Origin of the sequence: Micromonospora sp. WMMD708 (assembly GCF_049315245.1) — a bacterium.
Classification (GTDB): Bacteria; Actinomycetota; Actinomycetes; order Mycobacteriales; family Micromonosporaceae; genus Micromonospora; species Micromonospora wenchangensis.
The window spans coordinates 1118635-1132040 of the sequence record NZ_CP186060.1 but is presented as its reverse complement, the minus strand read 5'-3'; the positions used below and the strand labels follow the sequence as shown (position 1 = coordinate 1132040).

16 protein-coding genes and 1 tRNA gene are annotated in these 13406 nt (G+C 69.2%); 14 read left to right on the top strand and 3 right to left on the bottom strand.

Annotation, left to right across the window (positions count from 1 at the left end; genetic code table 11):
* Positions 1-38: 38 nt before the first annotated feature.
* Complete coding sequence (locus ACN260_RS05220) at positions 39-767, bottom strand: hypothetical protein (protein ID WP_422754940.1); 729 nt, start codon at positions 765-767, stop codon at positions 39-41.
* 151 nt (positions 768-918) lie between these two features.
* Between ACN260_RS05220 and ACN260_RS05215 the strand changes: the two genes are divergently transcribed.
* Positions 919-991, top strand: a tRNA-Arg gene (locus ACN260_RS05215).
* Positions 992-1059: 68 nt separating this feature from the next.
* Positions 1060-2553, top strand: coding sequence for a tyrosine-type recombinase/integrase (locus ACN260_RS05210; protein ID WP_422754939.1), 1494 nt, complete (start codon positions 1060-1062; stop codon positions 2551-2553).
* Between the two features lie 148 nt (positions 2554-2701).
* Here ACN260_RS05210 and ACN260_RS05205 read toward each other — a convergent pair whose 3' ends face one another.
* Complete coding sequence (locus ACN260_RS05205) at positions 2702-3379, bottom strand: hypothetical protein (protein ID WP_422754938.1); 678 nt, start codon at positions 3377-3379, stop codon at positions 2702-2704.
* Positions 3380-3611: 232 nt separating this feature from the next.
* Here ACN260_RS05205 and ACN260_RS05200 point away from each other — a divergent pair, with 232 nt between their 5' ends.
* Complete coding sequence (locus tag ACN260_RS05200) at positions 3612-4646, top strand: NAD-dependent epimerase/dehydratase family protein (protein ID WP_422754937.1); 1035 nt, start codon at positions 3612-3614, stop codon at positions 4644-4646.
* On the opposite strand, the gene ACN260_RS05195 is transcribed toward ACN260_RS05200, so the two are convergent.
* Positions 4626-5900 carry a hypothetical protein gene (locus ACN260_RS05195; RefSeq protein WP_422754936.1) on the bottom strand — a complete coding sequence of 425 codons (1275 nt, stop codon included), beginning with the start codon at positions 5898-5900 and terminating at the stop codon, positions 4626-4628. The two genes, ACN260_RS05200 and ACN260_RS05195, sit on opposite strands and share 21 nt — an antisense overlap.
* A gap of 140 nt (positions 5901-6040) precedes the next feature.
* Here ACN260_RS05195 and ACN260_RS05190 point away from each other — a divergent pair, with 140 nt between their 5' ends.
* The 11 genes from ACN260_RS05190 (at position 6041) to ACN260_RS05140 (ending at position 13405) form a co-directional block, all read left to right on the top strand.
* Positions 6041-6283, top strand: coding sequence for a helix-turn-helix domain-containing protein (locus ACN260_RS05190; protein ID WP_013735510.1), 243 nt, complete (start codon positions 6041-6043; stop codon positions 6281-6283).
* A 349-nt stretch (positions 6284-6632) separates the two neighbouring features.
* On the top strand, positions 6633-6875 hold the full coding sequence (locus ACN260_RS05185; RefSeq protein WP_422754935.1) for a DUF6284 family protein: 243 nt from the start codon (positions 6633-6635) through the stop codon (positions 6873-6875).
* Between the two features lie 11 nt (positions 6876-6886).
* Positions 6887-7210, top strand: coding sequence for a hypothetical protein (locus ACN260_RS05180; protein ID WP_422754934.1), 324 nt, complete (start codon positions 6887-6889; stop codon positions 7208-7210).
* Complete coding sequence (locus ACN260_RS05175; RefSeq protein ID WP_422754933.1) at positions 7210-7878, top strand: NUDIX domain-containing protein; 669 nt, start codon at positions 7210-7212, stop codon at positions 7876-7878. Before ACN260_RS05180 ends, ACN260_RS05175 begins: the two co-directional genes overlap by 1 nt.
* Before the next feature lie 17 nt (positions 7879-7895).
* Positions 7896-8684: an ABC transporter permease gene (locus ACN260_RS05170; protein WP_422754932.1), complete on the top strand. Its 789-nt coding sequence runs from the start codon at positions 7896-7898 to the stop codon at positions 8682-8684.
* 92 nt (positions 8685-8776) lie between these two features.
* Entirely contained in the window at positions 8777-9241 is a 465-nt protein-coding gene (locus ACN260_RS05165) for a DUF3307 domain-containing protein (protein WP_013735514.1), read from the top strand.
* 28 nt (positions 9242-9269) lie between these two features.
* On the top strand, positions 9270-9437 hold the full coding sequence (locus ACN260_RS05160) for a hypothetical protein (RefSeq protein ID WP_422754931.1): 168 nt from the start codon (positions 9270-9272) through the stop codon (positions 9435-9437).
* A gap of 95 nt (positions 9438-9532) precedes the next feature.
* On the top strand, positions 9533-11713 hold the full coding sequence (locus ACN260_RS05155; RefSeq protein ID WP_422754930.1) for a cell division protein FtsK: 2181 nt from the start codon (positions 9533-9535) through the stop codon (positions 11711-11713).
* A gap of 383 nt (positions 11714-12096) precedes the next feature.
* Entirely contained in the window at positions 12097-12387 is a 291-nt protein-coding gene (locus tag ACN260_RS05150; RefSeq protein WP_422754929.1) for a DUF4326 domain-containing protein, read from the top strand.
* Entirely contained in the window at positions 12384-12674 is a 291-nt protein-coding gene (locus ACN260_RS05145) for a hypothetical protein (protein WP_422754928.1), read from the top strand. Before ACN260_RS05150 ends, ACN260_RS05145 begins: the two co-directional genes overlap by 4 nt.
* Positions 12671-13405 (top strand): DNA cytosine methyltransferase, encoded by a 735-nt coding sequence (locus ACN260_RS05140; protein WP_422754927.1) that lies wholly within the window; start codon positions 12671-12673, stop codon positions 13403-13405. Before ACN260_RS05145 ends, ACN260_RS05140 begins: the two co-directional genes overlap by 4 nt.
* Position 13406: the final 1 nt, after the last annotated feature.

Below are 13406 nucleotides of genomic sequence, written 5' to 3'. Positions count from 1 at the left end.
GAGCCGATGTAGCGGTAACCGTCCAGAGGGAGGGACGGTCAGGAGGCGGGCAGGGCGGCGAGCACGCGGTCGAGGGTCGCCACCGGGTGTCCGCCTCCGGACGCGTCGTCGCTGGGCGCGTCGTCGCTGGACACTTCGTCGCTGGGCGCGTCGTCGGCGGGCAGGAGCACGCCGAGGCAGCGCAGGCCGATCTCCCCGGCGGCGTCGGGCCGTACCCCGAAGACGGGAGCGCCGACGTAGCCGGCGGGGAGCGCGGCGGTGATCCGCAGCCGATCGCCGTCGCGGACGGCCCGCTCGACGGCGACCTCCAACGGTCGGCTGCCGTCGTCGCCGACGCCGAGGGCCAGCACGATCGCGGTGACCGGCCCGGCACCCAACGCGTCGAGATCGTCCGCCGTCACGGCGACAGCGGCGGGCACCGGCTGCACCCGCCACCGCCAGCCCCGCCCGGCGGCGTACCCGTGCAGCTCACCGGTGGGCAGGGCCGCCACGCCGAGCCGAGCGTCCCGGCTCCAGCCGGCCGGAAGATCCGCCAGCGGCAGCGATACGTCGGCCACGCCGGCCGGCTCGGTGATACTGGGCCGCAGGCCGAGCCGCTGCGCCCGCCCGGCGACCACGTCCGCGGTGAGCAGGAACTCGCCGGCCGGATGGCCGAGGAAGAAGGCGGTGCCCGGGTCACCGGCCGTGTCGACCGGCAGGATGGCCCGGCCCAGGAGCTGGCACAGCTCGTAGGCGACCTCGTCTTCGGCGTCGGGTTCCAGCAGCACGGACCCGAGGGTACGGCCCGCCGCGCCGGCCGGAAGAGGGGTGCCCGGATCGGGGGTGCCGTGGGACGCTGATCACGCGTGTCCGGATGCGACCCGTTCCGCCGTACGACGGGGGGTCGGCGGTACCCTCTTGGCGCGACACGTACGCCGCGCGCCCGTAGCTCAGCGGATAGAGCAGGGGACTTCTAATCCCAAGGCCGCAGGTTCGAATCCTGCCGGGCGCACAGGTACTTTCCTCCTCTCACCAGCTCGCGTGGGGCTATTCGTGGTGCGAGCGCGCTACGGTGGCCCCGTGGCAGCCTCGAACGGACGCAGCAAGCGCCAGCGCGGCGAGATCGAAACCCTCCCCAGCGGGTCACTGCGCGTGAAGGTCTATGCGGGCGTCGACCCGATCAGCGGCAAACGGCACTACCTGACCGAGGTCATCCCCGCCGGCCGCACCGCAGCCAAGGAAGCCGAGAAGGCGCGTACCCGGTTGCTGGCCCAGGTGGACGAGCGACGCAACCCGCGCACCCGCGCCACGCTCGACCAACTCCTAGACCGGTGGCTAGAGGTGGCCGACATCGAGGCCACCACCCGCATGGGGTACGTCAACAAGCTCAACAAGCACGTACGGCCGGTGCTCGGCAAGTTGCCCGTTGGCCGACTCGACGCCGAGACGTTGGAGTCGTTCTACGCGAGCCTGCGCCGCTGCCGCGACTGGTGCGGCGGCAAGGCGTATGTAAAGCACCGCATCGACGGCGAGCACACCTGCACGGCGAAGTGCCGACCGCACGTCTGCAAGCCGCTCAGCGCGTCGTCAGTGCGCCAGATCCACTGGATTCTCAGTGGTGCCCTCAGTCGCGCCGTCCGGTGGCGTTGGATCGCCGTCAACCCCGCCGGGCAGGCCGAACCACCCGCACCGCCGCACCCCGACCCGCAGCCGCCGAACCCGGCCGATGCCGCGCGCATCATCAACGAGTCGTGGCGCGATCCGGACTGGGGCGCGCTGGTGTGGCTCGCCATGACGACGGGTGCCCGGCGGGGCGAGCTGTGCGCGTTGCGCTGGCAGCATCTCGACCTCGCTGCCGGTGTGCTGACGCTGCGGCGCAGCGCCTACCTGGACGAACACGGCGCGCTGCAAGAGAAGGACACCAAGACGCATCAGCAGCGGCGGGTAGCGCTCGACCCGGAAACGATCGAGGTGCTGCGCGAGCTGCGGGGCCGGTATGTCGAGCGCCTGGCCCAGCTCGACGCGGACGCCGATCCCGCCGACTACGTCTTCTCCCCCGAGCCGGACAACAGCCGTGGCTACCGGCCCGACACCATCACCCAGCGGTACGGGCGGCTCGCCGCCCGACTCGGCATCACCAGCCACATTCATGCCCTGCGCCACTACTCGGCAACTGAGCTGATCAACGCGGGCGTTGACGTGCGGACCGTCGCCGGCCGGCTTGGTCATGGCGGCGGCGGGACAACCACGCTCAGGGTCTACGCAGCCTGGCTATCGGAATCGGACCAACGTGCGGCCGGGACGCTGGCCGCTCGGATGCCACCGCGCCCGGTCGCGCCCACGCAGCGCACGGTGGCGAACAGTCCGTATCAGAGGATTGCCGCCGAGCTGCGCGAGCAGATCACCGCCGGTCGGCTGCGGGCCGGCGACCAACTCCCGGCAGTTTCCGAGATGGCTTCGGCGCATGGCGTTTCGGTCGGAACTGCCCATCGAGCCATGGCGCTGCTAACGGAGGAGGGCTTGGTAAACGTCACCCAAGGTCGTCGGGCGACCGTCTCGGGCCCTCATCTATAACGGCGACTCCAGCATTTAAAGATCAAGCGGTGCCCTCATCCTATATACCCTGCGACCTAGCGACAGGAAACACCTCTCGACTTTTCACACGCCCCGCCGCGCCGTCGACCTCCTAAGGACCAGATACGACTTGAAAGCTAAGCGCCACTTACTTCGGCAAGAGGTAGCCAACGAGGACGCCAATGACGAGGAACACCAGGCTGACGATTGCGTTAGTCACCAAGGCATCCTTGTTACGCTTTCCCCATGGGGGTGCCTGCTCATGGGTTTGAGTATGGACAATCGCGGAGTTTTTCGGCATGGAAGACATACCCAATCCCACCATTAGAGAAAAGCCTACGCCCAACAATCCCCCAAAAACCGAAGAACCAAGTGCGCTGACACTCTTTTCCTCATCGAAGAATATCGTCGGATGGATTCCCCCCAAAATCGCAGCGCAGCCCGACAAAATTCCCAACCCCACGAAGACCACATAGGGCAGCAAGTGGCGAATTCGGCGCTTTCTCATTCGAAGAATTCTCTCGATCTCGGTTGCCATCCCGCGAGTTCTCAGATCAGGATCGGTTATTGCGAGATTGGCCACCTTCAGACCCAGCTTCAACTTGATATTGCCGGCTGCGGCAGTCAACACAAAGACATCAACCTTACCTGACTTCACCTCCGCGAGGTCTTCTACGGAGTCGAACATGAAGTCGCCAGTGGCGAGCTTAATGTCTGTCGCCACTTCGGAAACGGTACTGACTATGGCAGCCAAGTCTTCGCGCCAGACACGAACATGACCGAATTGCCTGCGATCAACTTCGGACCGCACCCGCCTGATTGCCACGAAAGCACAGTACTCGCACCACCCAGGAGGCAAAACTGTGGGTGATTCCGGCCGGCCTGGGGCATTGCGGGCCTTCTTATCGGGCGACATGATCGACCCCCACTGGTCTCTGAGGAGAGCAGGCGGGCGAGCGCCGCTTTAAGTCATTTTATCCGTATTTATGAGCACTTGTAGACTAACTGTCGACGTCCTCTGCCGCTCAGGCCCCACTCCGACTCGGCATGATGGGCCCATGCGTTTGCTGGTGCTCGGCGGAACCTGGTTCGTAGGCCATGCGATCGTCATGGCTGCCATCGATGCTGGCTGGGAGGTCACCACGTTCAACCGAGGCACCTCCGACCCCTTCCTAGAGGCCGTACGACCCATTCGGGGCGACCGAACCCGACCAGAGGACGTCGCCGCCCTGGCCGCTGTCGGCACTTGGGATGCCGTGGTCGACACCTCGGGATACGTACCGAGGAACACCCTCGACGTGGCCCAAGCGCTCGCTCCCGTCGCCAGTCGCTACGTCTTCATCTCCACGCTCAGCGTCTACCGAGACTGGCCGCTGAAGCCCCTCAGCGAGCAGTCCGAACTGCTCTACTGCCCGCCCGACGCCGGCCCCGACTACGGCACCGACACCGAGGACGGGCCGACCCGGTACGGCTACCAGAAAGCCGGCTGCGAGGCAGCAGCCGTCACCGCGTTCGGAGCGGACCGGACCACGATCCTGCGCCCCGGTGTCGTACTCGGCCCGCGTGAGTATGTCGGCCGCCTGCCGTGGTGGCTGCGCCGCGTGGCTGCCGGTGGGAACGTTCTCGCCCCCGGCTCCCCCGACCGCACCATTCAGCCGGTCGACGTGCGCGACCTGGCCGCGTTCGCACTCCACACAATCACCGAAGGTTTCTCGGGCGCGTTCAACGTCTGCGCACCGCAGGACGGTGCCACCTTCGGGGGGCTACTGGCGGACTGCGCCCACACGACCCAGGCGGACGCCTCCTTCGACTGGGTGCCCGATGAGGTGTTGCTCAGCCAAGGCGTCCGGCAGTGGTCCGAGCTGCCGCTCTGGCGCACGTTCGACGGCGTCTGGCGCGTCGACACCGCCAAGGCGCAGACAGCCGGCCTACGCTGCCGGCCGCTCTCCCTGACCGTCCGCGATACCTGGCGGTGGATGGTGGAGAGCGGCGAGGTCAGCAACCACGATCGGGCCGCCGAGATCGGCATCAGCCCGGAGAAGGAAGCGCAGGTGTTGGCCGCCTGGCACCGGTCAGGTGAGCGGGCGGGCTGAGGTCTCCGACAGCCACGCCGCGATGCGCTCGGCGAGCTGGCGCGCGTCGGCGTCGCGGTCCCACGGCGACTGGCTCAGCATGTGCTCGATCCGCGACAGCCGACCGGTCAGCGAGACATTGCGCTTCTGCGGCGGCAGGTCCAGGACGGTACGCAGCGCGTCGGCCGCACCGTCCTTGTCTCGCATGTGGAGGTGCGCAGCGGCAACGTCGATCTGCGTTCCGTTGATCTGCGAGTACGGCCGCCTGGGCGACGGCAACGCCTCGTACACCTGCAACGCCTCTCGGGCGTACCTCGCGGCCTGCTCGCCGTTGCGGAGGTCGAGCCATGCCGCCGCCGCGCATGCCGCCGCCCGCGCGTCGCCGAATGCGAACTCCCCGCCGGTAACGGTGGCAAGTTCGTCGGGTCGGTCCGCTGCCGCGTCCCTGTCTCGCTGGGCCGCTTCCAGGACAGCCGCGACTGAATCGGAGTCCGCGAGCAGGGCGTGAGAGCGGGCAGCGACATAGCGGAGCCTCAGTCTCGGCTCGCCTTCCGGTGCCGTCCGCATGGCGCGAGCGAAGTAAGTCAGGGCGGAATCAGGCTCATTGCGCCAGTTGGCGAGGGTCATTTGCAGGCCGTAGGTCCATGCCTTCAACGACGCGTGCCCGGCCAGGTCGGCGTACTGCGTTGATGCCCTGGCCAGGGCCGCCGACTCGTTCCAGTGCCCAAGGTCAAAGGCGGTGGAGGCCATCAGGGCAGCACTCTGGCCGATGACCACGTAGAGGTCGGCCAACTCGACAGGTCGACGGGTGCGCTCGACCAAAGCCCTTGCCTCGTCCCGCAACCGGCGAGCGCTGCTGAACACGTCGAAGGCTGCCATGCCTCCCGATCGGGCGAGCAACGTCACGTCTTCCTGCAAGGAGTCGATAGAGTCGTTCGGCAGTGCAAGGCTCATCAGCAGGGAATCATTGGCGACCGATTCGGCAGCATCACTCACAACAGCAACAACGCTGCCACCGCCACCTGCATTTCCCTCCCGACGCACTCCGCTGAGCGTTTCGAGGAACCGGGAACGAACCGAATCCGATACACGATCCAAGGCGGCATTCAGCACGTCTTGATTGGCATTCCCAGGAACGGTTTCGGGTCGACTATGCCAGTACGCGACAGTCCTTGTTGCGATCCCGAGCCACCCCGCGAACCGCTCGTTCGTCATTCCGGCGGCAGCTTGCAGCGAGCAGGCAAGATTTCCTGTCCACCGGTCTACCGTCGCCACCGTGGTCTCCCGAGCTTGCGGATTGCATCGGATTGCCGCGCGTTGCACTGGGTTTGCATGGGCGTTCCCCTCCTTTTCGACTTCACTTGGCCTCAGCAAGCCGAACGGAACACCGACCACAGACTACTGAGGAGACTCCCGTGGCTGAACCCCTCGCCGCCAAGAACGATCGCCCCCGGTTCCGGTCCGTCGCGGACACCGCAGCAATCCTCGGCATGTCGGAGGTAACCCTCTACCGGGCGATTCACGCCGGCCAGTTCCCCGCGATCAAGGTCCGGGGACGCTTCGTGATCCCGGCACGCGCCATCGACGACATGGAGGCGTCCGCGCTGACGTACGGCCTGGTGGACGCCAGCAACCACACGCTGCGGCCCGCCGGGTGACCGCTATCGGGCCGCCCGCTTCGGCCCCGGAGGAGCAGGCGGGACGCTGTGCTCCCGAGCAAGCTTCCGAACGTAGGCACCGCTGAACGGCGACAGCCGCTCAACCTCAGCCGGGCCGACGCCGTCACGGAGCGCCGCAACCACCGCCGCAACCACCGCTTCGCGTGCCGCTTCATGAGCAGCTTCGGTACGCCGGTACCGCCTCGTAGCTGCTGACAGCTCGTCTCGCGCATCACTCATCGGACCAACATACCGCTACCCCCTTGCGCAACAGACCCGCGTATCGCTACCTTGTTGCGCAACAGAGGCGCACATCTAAGAGCGCCGGATCAGTCAGAAGGGACACGAAGTGACTGAGTCGAACCACTCCCCCGAGTTCGGGCCGAGCGCCGCCGAGCTGGCCGAGATCGAGCAGGAGTTGCCGCTGATCGAGGCCGAGGTGCTGTTTCTCGACGCGCAGATCACGATCCTGTGCGCCGACCCGTCCCCGTCCGACTTGGACTGGCAGCGGGTACGGCGTGCGCGTAAGCGGGTGCTGCGGGAGGCCCGCGCGCTGCTGGCCGCGCGTGCCGCGTCGAGCCAGGCCGCGTAGGGGGGCCCACGGTGAAGAACCCGCCGAGCCTTCCCGTTGTCCTGTTCACCGTCGCTGACGCGATGGCCCGCAACGCGCTGCCGCTACCGGCCAAGGTAGAGGTATCGGACTCGTTCGGGCTGGAACTGGACTTCCCGACCCACGTCGACTTGCGCCGGTGGGCGCGGTACATGCGCCTGCCGGTCGAGCAGTGGCACAGCCAGCCCTACCAGCGTGACGACGTGCCGAAGGTACTGACCAACGTGCACGGCCACTGGCGCGGCGTCCGGGTACGGCTGCACTGCTGCGAGCCGACCACCGACACCCCGGCCGAGTTCCTGCCGGCGGTGGCCTGATGGCCGCACGCACCTTCACCCACCCGTCCGTCCTGGCCGGCATCACCGCCGGGGCGTCGTGGGCCGATCCGGAGATGGACCCGACCCGCATCGACTGGACGACCCGGCGAGCCGCCGCCGCCCTCCCGTTCCCCCTCGTGGACGGCCGCCCGGTCAACCCGTACGCGCCGACCGGCATCCGGTACGGCCGTAACGAACTCGGTCACTGGGGTGAGGCCCTGGCCGCCGACGCCATCGTCACCGCCACCGACGTTCACGGGCAGCGGTGGCTACTGCTCATCGAACGCGGCGACGGACACGGATGGGCACTGCCCGGCGGACACGTCGACCCCGGAGAAAACCCCACCGCCGCCGCGTTCCGCGAGCTGGCCGAAGAAACCGGGCTGACCCCCGACCCCACCGACCCGTGGGTCAAGACTCTGCCGGCCCGGTACGTGCCGGACCCGCGCGCGTCGGATGAGGCGTGGATGGTGACCGTCCCGGTCCGTATCGACCTCGGACACGGATGGACCGCTCTGCCCGAGGTGACCGGCCGCGACGACGCCCGCCAGGCCACCTGGCTCCCCGCCCGCTCCTACCAACACCTCGCCGAGCACCTGCGCCATCACCACGGCGGGGACGTGTTCCCTGCTCACCGTGGCCTGCTCACCGCTGCCCTCGACCACTGACCAAGGAGGACACCCCCGTGACTGCCCCGACCTTGTCCGCTTTCCCGAAGCCGGTGGAGGAACTGGTTCCCGCTGCGCGGGACCTGGCCGCCCAACTCGGCACGATCCCGTCCCGCAATCGCATCAAGAAGGAGTTGCGGGTGGGCGGGCCGAAGGCTGACGCGATCCTCGCCGAGTTGACCCGGCCCCCGGTGTCCGCGCCGCCGACGGACGCCTATCCCGCCGGCCCGACGACGGACCCGGCCGAACCCACCGAGCCCGATCCGGTCGGCCCCGCCCCGGTGGCGGACCCGCCGCCGGCCGCCGACGACACCCCGCCGCCGGTTACCGCGCAGCCTGCACCCGTCGCAGACCCGGGCACCAACATCACGATCCGTCCGACCCGCCGCGCCGTCGCGTGGCCGGTGATCCTGCTCGCTCTGCCCGCGTTCGTCGCGATCTGGTCCGGGTGGGTCGGACTCGGCGGACTCACCGGGTTCGGGGTGGTGCACCCGTTGCCCGGCATCGCCGACGGGTTCTCCATCAACTCCGCGATCACCCTCCCGATCGGGGTGGAGACCTACGGCGCGTACGCCCTCTACATCTGGCTGTCCGGGCGGGTGCCCGAGCCGGCCCGCCGGTTCGCCAAGTGGTCTGCCCTCGGCTCCCTCGCCGTCGGCGCACTCGGCCAGGTCGCCTACCACCTGCTCGAAGCGGCCGGCGTGACGTCGGCCCCGTGGTGGATCACCACCGCCGTGGCCTGCCTCCCGGTCGCCGTCCTCGGCATGGGCGCGGCACTGGCGCACCTGGTGCGTACGCACGACTGATTTCGCCCGGCGGCGCGGCCACCTGGCTACCAACCTGCGCCGCGCCGCCGGCCCTCGACCCCTCAGCCAATCGACCTCGGGAGAGACCACCCATGTTCGCAGATCCCACCGGCACCCGCGCTGCCACGTTCGCGGCCGTGTTCGTCGCCCTCTACGTCGCCCACCAGGTCGCCGACCACTGGGTGCAGACCCAGCACCAGGCCGACTGCAAGGGCCGCCCCGGCTGGGCAGGCCGCATCGCCTGCGCCACCCACGTCACCACCTACACCCTCACCGCCGGCCTGGCCCTGGTGTTCCTGATCGCCGGCACCGGCCTACGCCTCGACCCGGCCGGTGTGGCGGTCGGGCTGACCATCTCGGCGGTCACCCACTACATCGCCGACCGACGTACCCCCTTGCAGCGCATCGCCGCCGCTCTCGGCTCGGCCCGCTTCTACGCCCTGGGGGCTCCCCGGCCCGGCCGGGACGACAACCCGTCACTGGGCACCGGGGCCTACGCCCTCGATCAGTCCTGGCACATCGCCTGGCTGTTCATCGCCGCCCTGTTCGCCGCCTGATCACCCTCAGCCGGAAGGAGACCCACTGATGGCAAGCATCTCGATCGGCAGCGCCGGACGCATCACCAGCGGCGGCAGACAGTTGTGGTGCCCGGCCTGCGGCAACGAGACCAACTGGCGCGACATCACCGCCACCAACCAGCGCACCCAGGCCACCTGCGGCGACTGCGGCAACCGCATCTCCGTCAAGAACTGACCTGCCCGCCCGGCGGCGCGGCCACCTGGCTACCAACCCGCGCCGCGCCGCCGGCCCTCACCACTGCCACAACCTCACACGGAGGAACACCCACCATGACGTCCCCCCACGATGACGACCGATTCGACTGGCGAGCCGCCGAACGCGACCTGACCGACAACACCCCCGACACCAACGTGGTCGACCTCGACGCCGCCCGCACCGCCCGCACCACCACCCCCGACCCCGACGACGGCGGGCCGGTGCTGGTCGACTCCCCAGACGTCCAGCGGTCCCCGCGGTTCACCCTCGACGCCGCCCGCGCCGGGCAGCGTCGCCCGATCCTCCCCGCCTGGCTGCGCTCCCGCGCCGAGCTGGCCGACGTGATGCGGTGGGCGGTGGGGCATCTGCTGCACACCACCGGCTACCACGCCCTCCGGTTGCCGAAGTACGTCGGGAAACTCGCCCTGCGCGCCCCGGCCGGCGCGGCCCGGTTGGTGTCCAGGGGTACCCGGTGGTTGTTCGACTGGGAAGGCGAGCACCTGCGGCAGTCGACCTCGCAGACCCGCGACGGCGAGCTGTACCTCAAGCTGTCCAAGCAACGTGACCGGCGCGTCCGCTGGCGCGGCATCATCGCCACCTTCACCCTCGCCGTCACCCTGGCCGGTGGCGTCGCCGTCGCCCTGGCCCCGTTGTGGGCCCGGTGGGCGGTACTGGCCATGCTGGTCACCCTGTGCGGGTTGCTGGGTCAGCCGGCCGACAAGCCGCTGCTCGACACCGCCGTGGTCATCCCCCGCGTCGCCCGGCTCACCTCCGACGTGGTCGTGCGCGCCCTGGCCGTGCTCGGCATCGCCGGCATCACCCAGGCCATCGCCAAGCAAGGCCACCGGGCCATCGCGTTCACCGCCCCGATCACCCGCGACGGCCCCGGCTGGCGAGCCGACATCGACCTACCGCCCGGCGTCACCGCCGGAGATGTGATCGAGCGGCGTGACCGGCTCGCCGCCGGCCTCACCCGCCCCCTCGGCTGCGTCTGGCCGGAAGGACAACCGGAGGTGCACCCGGGCCGGCTGCTGCTCTGGGTCGGGGATCAGGACATGGCCGCGACCCCGCCGAAGCCCTGGCCGCTGCTCAAGGCGTCCGGCGGGTTCGACCTGGGCAGGCCGGTGCCGTTCGGCACCGACCCACGCGGGCGGGTCATCTCCTTCGAGCTGCCCTACACCAACCTACTGATCGGGTCGATCCCGGGTTACGGCAAGACCGCCGCCACCCAGGTACCCCTGCTGGCCGCCGCGCTGGACCCGTACGCGGAACTGTGGTGCTTCGACTTCAAGGGCACCGGCGGCCTCGACCCCTTGGAGAAGGTGTCCGCCCGGTACGCGTCGGGGCAGGACGACGACACCGCCGAAGAGGGCTTGTTGGCGTTGCGGGAGCTGCGCAAGGAATGCCAGCGCCGCGCCGCCGTCATCAAGGGCCTACCCAAAGCGGTGTGCCCGGACAACAAGGTCACCCCCGAACTGGCCCGACGGCGCAAGCTCGGCCTTCACTGGCTCGTGGTCGCCCTCGACGAAGTGCAGGAACTGTTCTCCCACCCGGAGTTCGGCAAGGAAGCCGGCGAACTGGCCGAGAAGATCATCAAGCTCGGTCGCGCCCTGGGCGTCATCCTCGTCGTCGCCACCCAGCGGCCGGACGCCAAGAGCCTGCCGACCGGGGTGTCCGCGAACGCGGGTACCCGGTTCTGCCTGCGGGTCATGGGCCAGATCGAGAACGACATGATCCTGGGCACGTCGGCGTACAAGAACGGCATCCGGGCGACCATGTTCGCCAAGAAAGACAAGGGCGTCGGCTACCTCGTCGGCGCAGCAGACGACGCCCAGATCGTCCGCACCTTCTACGTCGACGGCCCCACCGCCGAGAAGATCACCGACCGGGCACGCACCCTGCGGGAAGCCGCCGGGACGCTCACCGGCCACGCGATCGGGCAGACCCCGGCTACCCCGGCGGCACGGCGGGACACGCTGTTGGACGACATCCTCACCGTCGTTCCCGCGACGGAGCCGAAGGTATGGGCCGAGACGCTGACCGAACGCCTCGCCGACCTCAACCCCGACGCCTACGGCGACCTCACCCGCGACCAGTTGACCGCCGCCCTCAAGCCCTACGGGATCACCACCGGGCAGGTGTGGGGCACCGACCCGGCCACCGGCAAGGGCGCGAACCGACGCGGCATCGACCGGACCGACATCGCCGATGCGGCTGCGGAGCGTCGCAAGCGGCGAGGCGACAAAGCCGCCTAACCCGGACAGCGATCGGGTGCTAGGTCTAGCGGCACACCCCGCTAGACCTAGCACCCCCGCTAGCAGCCCACCCCAAACCTGGCCAGCGCCCTAACAACTAGCGGCGACGGCCCTCTGCGCCCCTGATCCGGCCTGTGGAGGCATTTCGTGGTCCCCATCGCCCTGCTCGCTAGCCTTGCCGCCCTCGTATACGCAGCGTCATACCTGGCCGTGTGTGCCGTGTCCCCATGGGGACGCTGCCGCCGCTGCCACGGACGGCGCTCCCACCGCACCACCATCGGCACCCGACGCGACTGCCCCCGCTGCGACGGCACCGGCATCCGCGTCCGCACCGGCCGCCGACTCATCGACCACATCCGCACCGAGTACCGGGCAGGCAACCAGTGACCGCCCGCCGTATCCAGCGCCGCCGCACCGCCGGATGGCGCATGCCCACCGGTGCCGTCTACGTCGGCCGCCCCTCCCGCTGGGGCAACCGCTTCGGCACCGACAACACCCGCGCCAGCCGGGCCGGCGCGGTCGCCCTGTTCCGGCGATGGGTCGCCGAGCACCCCGAGTACGCCGCCGCTGTTCGCGCCGAACTGGCCGGCAAAACCCTGGCCTGCTGGTGCCCACTCGACCAGCCCTGCCACGCCGACGAACTACTCCGCATCGCCAACGAGGTGACCCCGTGATCCGCCCTGGTCACACGGGATGGTGCGCCCGTGGCCACCGCTGCAACCTCGGCGAACACCGATCGGCAGAGATCCTGGTCGACCTGCCCGGTCGCGCCCGCGCCGTCCTCGTGCGCGTGCGGACCGCCGCAGGGCGAGAGCACGCCGAAGTGCGCGTCCGCATCGCACTCGCCCCGACGGAGCTTGCCGCCCGCCGCCAATTGGTCGGACTGCTCGACGACCTGAGACACACCATCGCCCGCGCCGCCATCGCGGCCAAGCCCCGTTCGAGGCGGGCAACGCCATGACTGGACTCAATGTGCTGTCGCTGTTCGCTGGCATCGGCGGCCTCGACCTCGGCCTAGAACGGGCCGGGATGCGAGTCGTAGGTCAGGTGGAGATCGACCCGTTCTGCCGTTCCGTGTTGGCTCGCCACTGGCCGGAGGTGCCCCGCCATGACGACGTCCGTACCGCTACCAGGTGGTGGCGATCCCGTCCCCGCCCCGCTGTTCATGTGGTCGCTGGCGGATTTCCCTGTCAGCCGGTCAGCGACGCGGGCCGCAAACTGGCGCAGAAAGACGCGCGATGGCTCTGGCCCGAGATGGCCGAAGTCATCGCCGCAGTCCGCCCTACCTGGGTCGTCGGCGAGAACGTGCCCGGTCTGCGAACACGAGGCCTTACCGATGTTCTCCGCGACCTCGATCGGCTCGGATACAGAGCCCGCGCCGGCTACATCTCAGCTTGCGAGATGGGCGCGCCACACCCACGTAAGCGCCTGTTCGTCCTGGCCCACACCAAAGGCGAAGGACGGTGCCCGGGGCGGACTCAGCGAGAAGGCCCTGCAGCGCCGGATGACGACCTCACACACCTCGGTGGACCTCGGCGACGCACTGGGTGGCCCACCGAACCCCGAGTGGGTCGAGTGGCTTATGGGGTTCCCTCCGGGGTGGACCGACGTCGAGCCCTCGGCAACGCAGTCGTCCCCGCAGCCGCCGAACACATCGGTCGCCTGATCAGCGTCCGCTACCCGCACAGCTAAT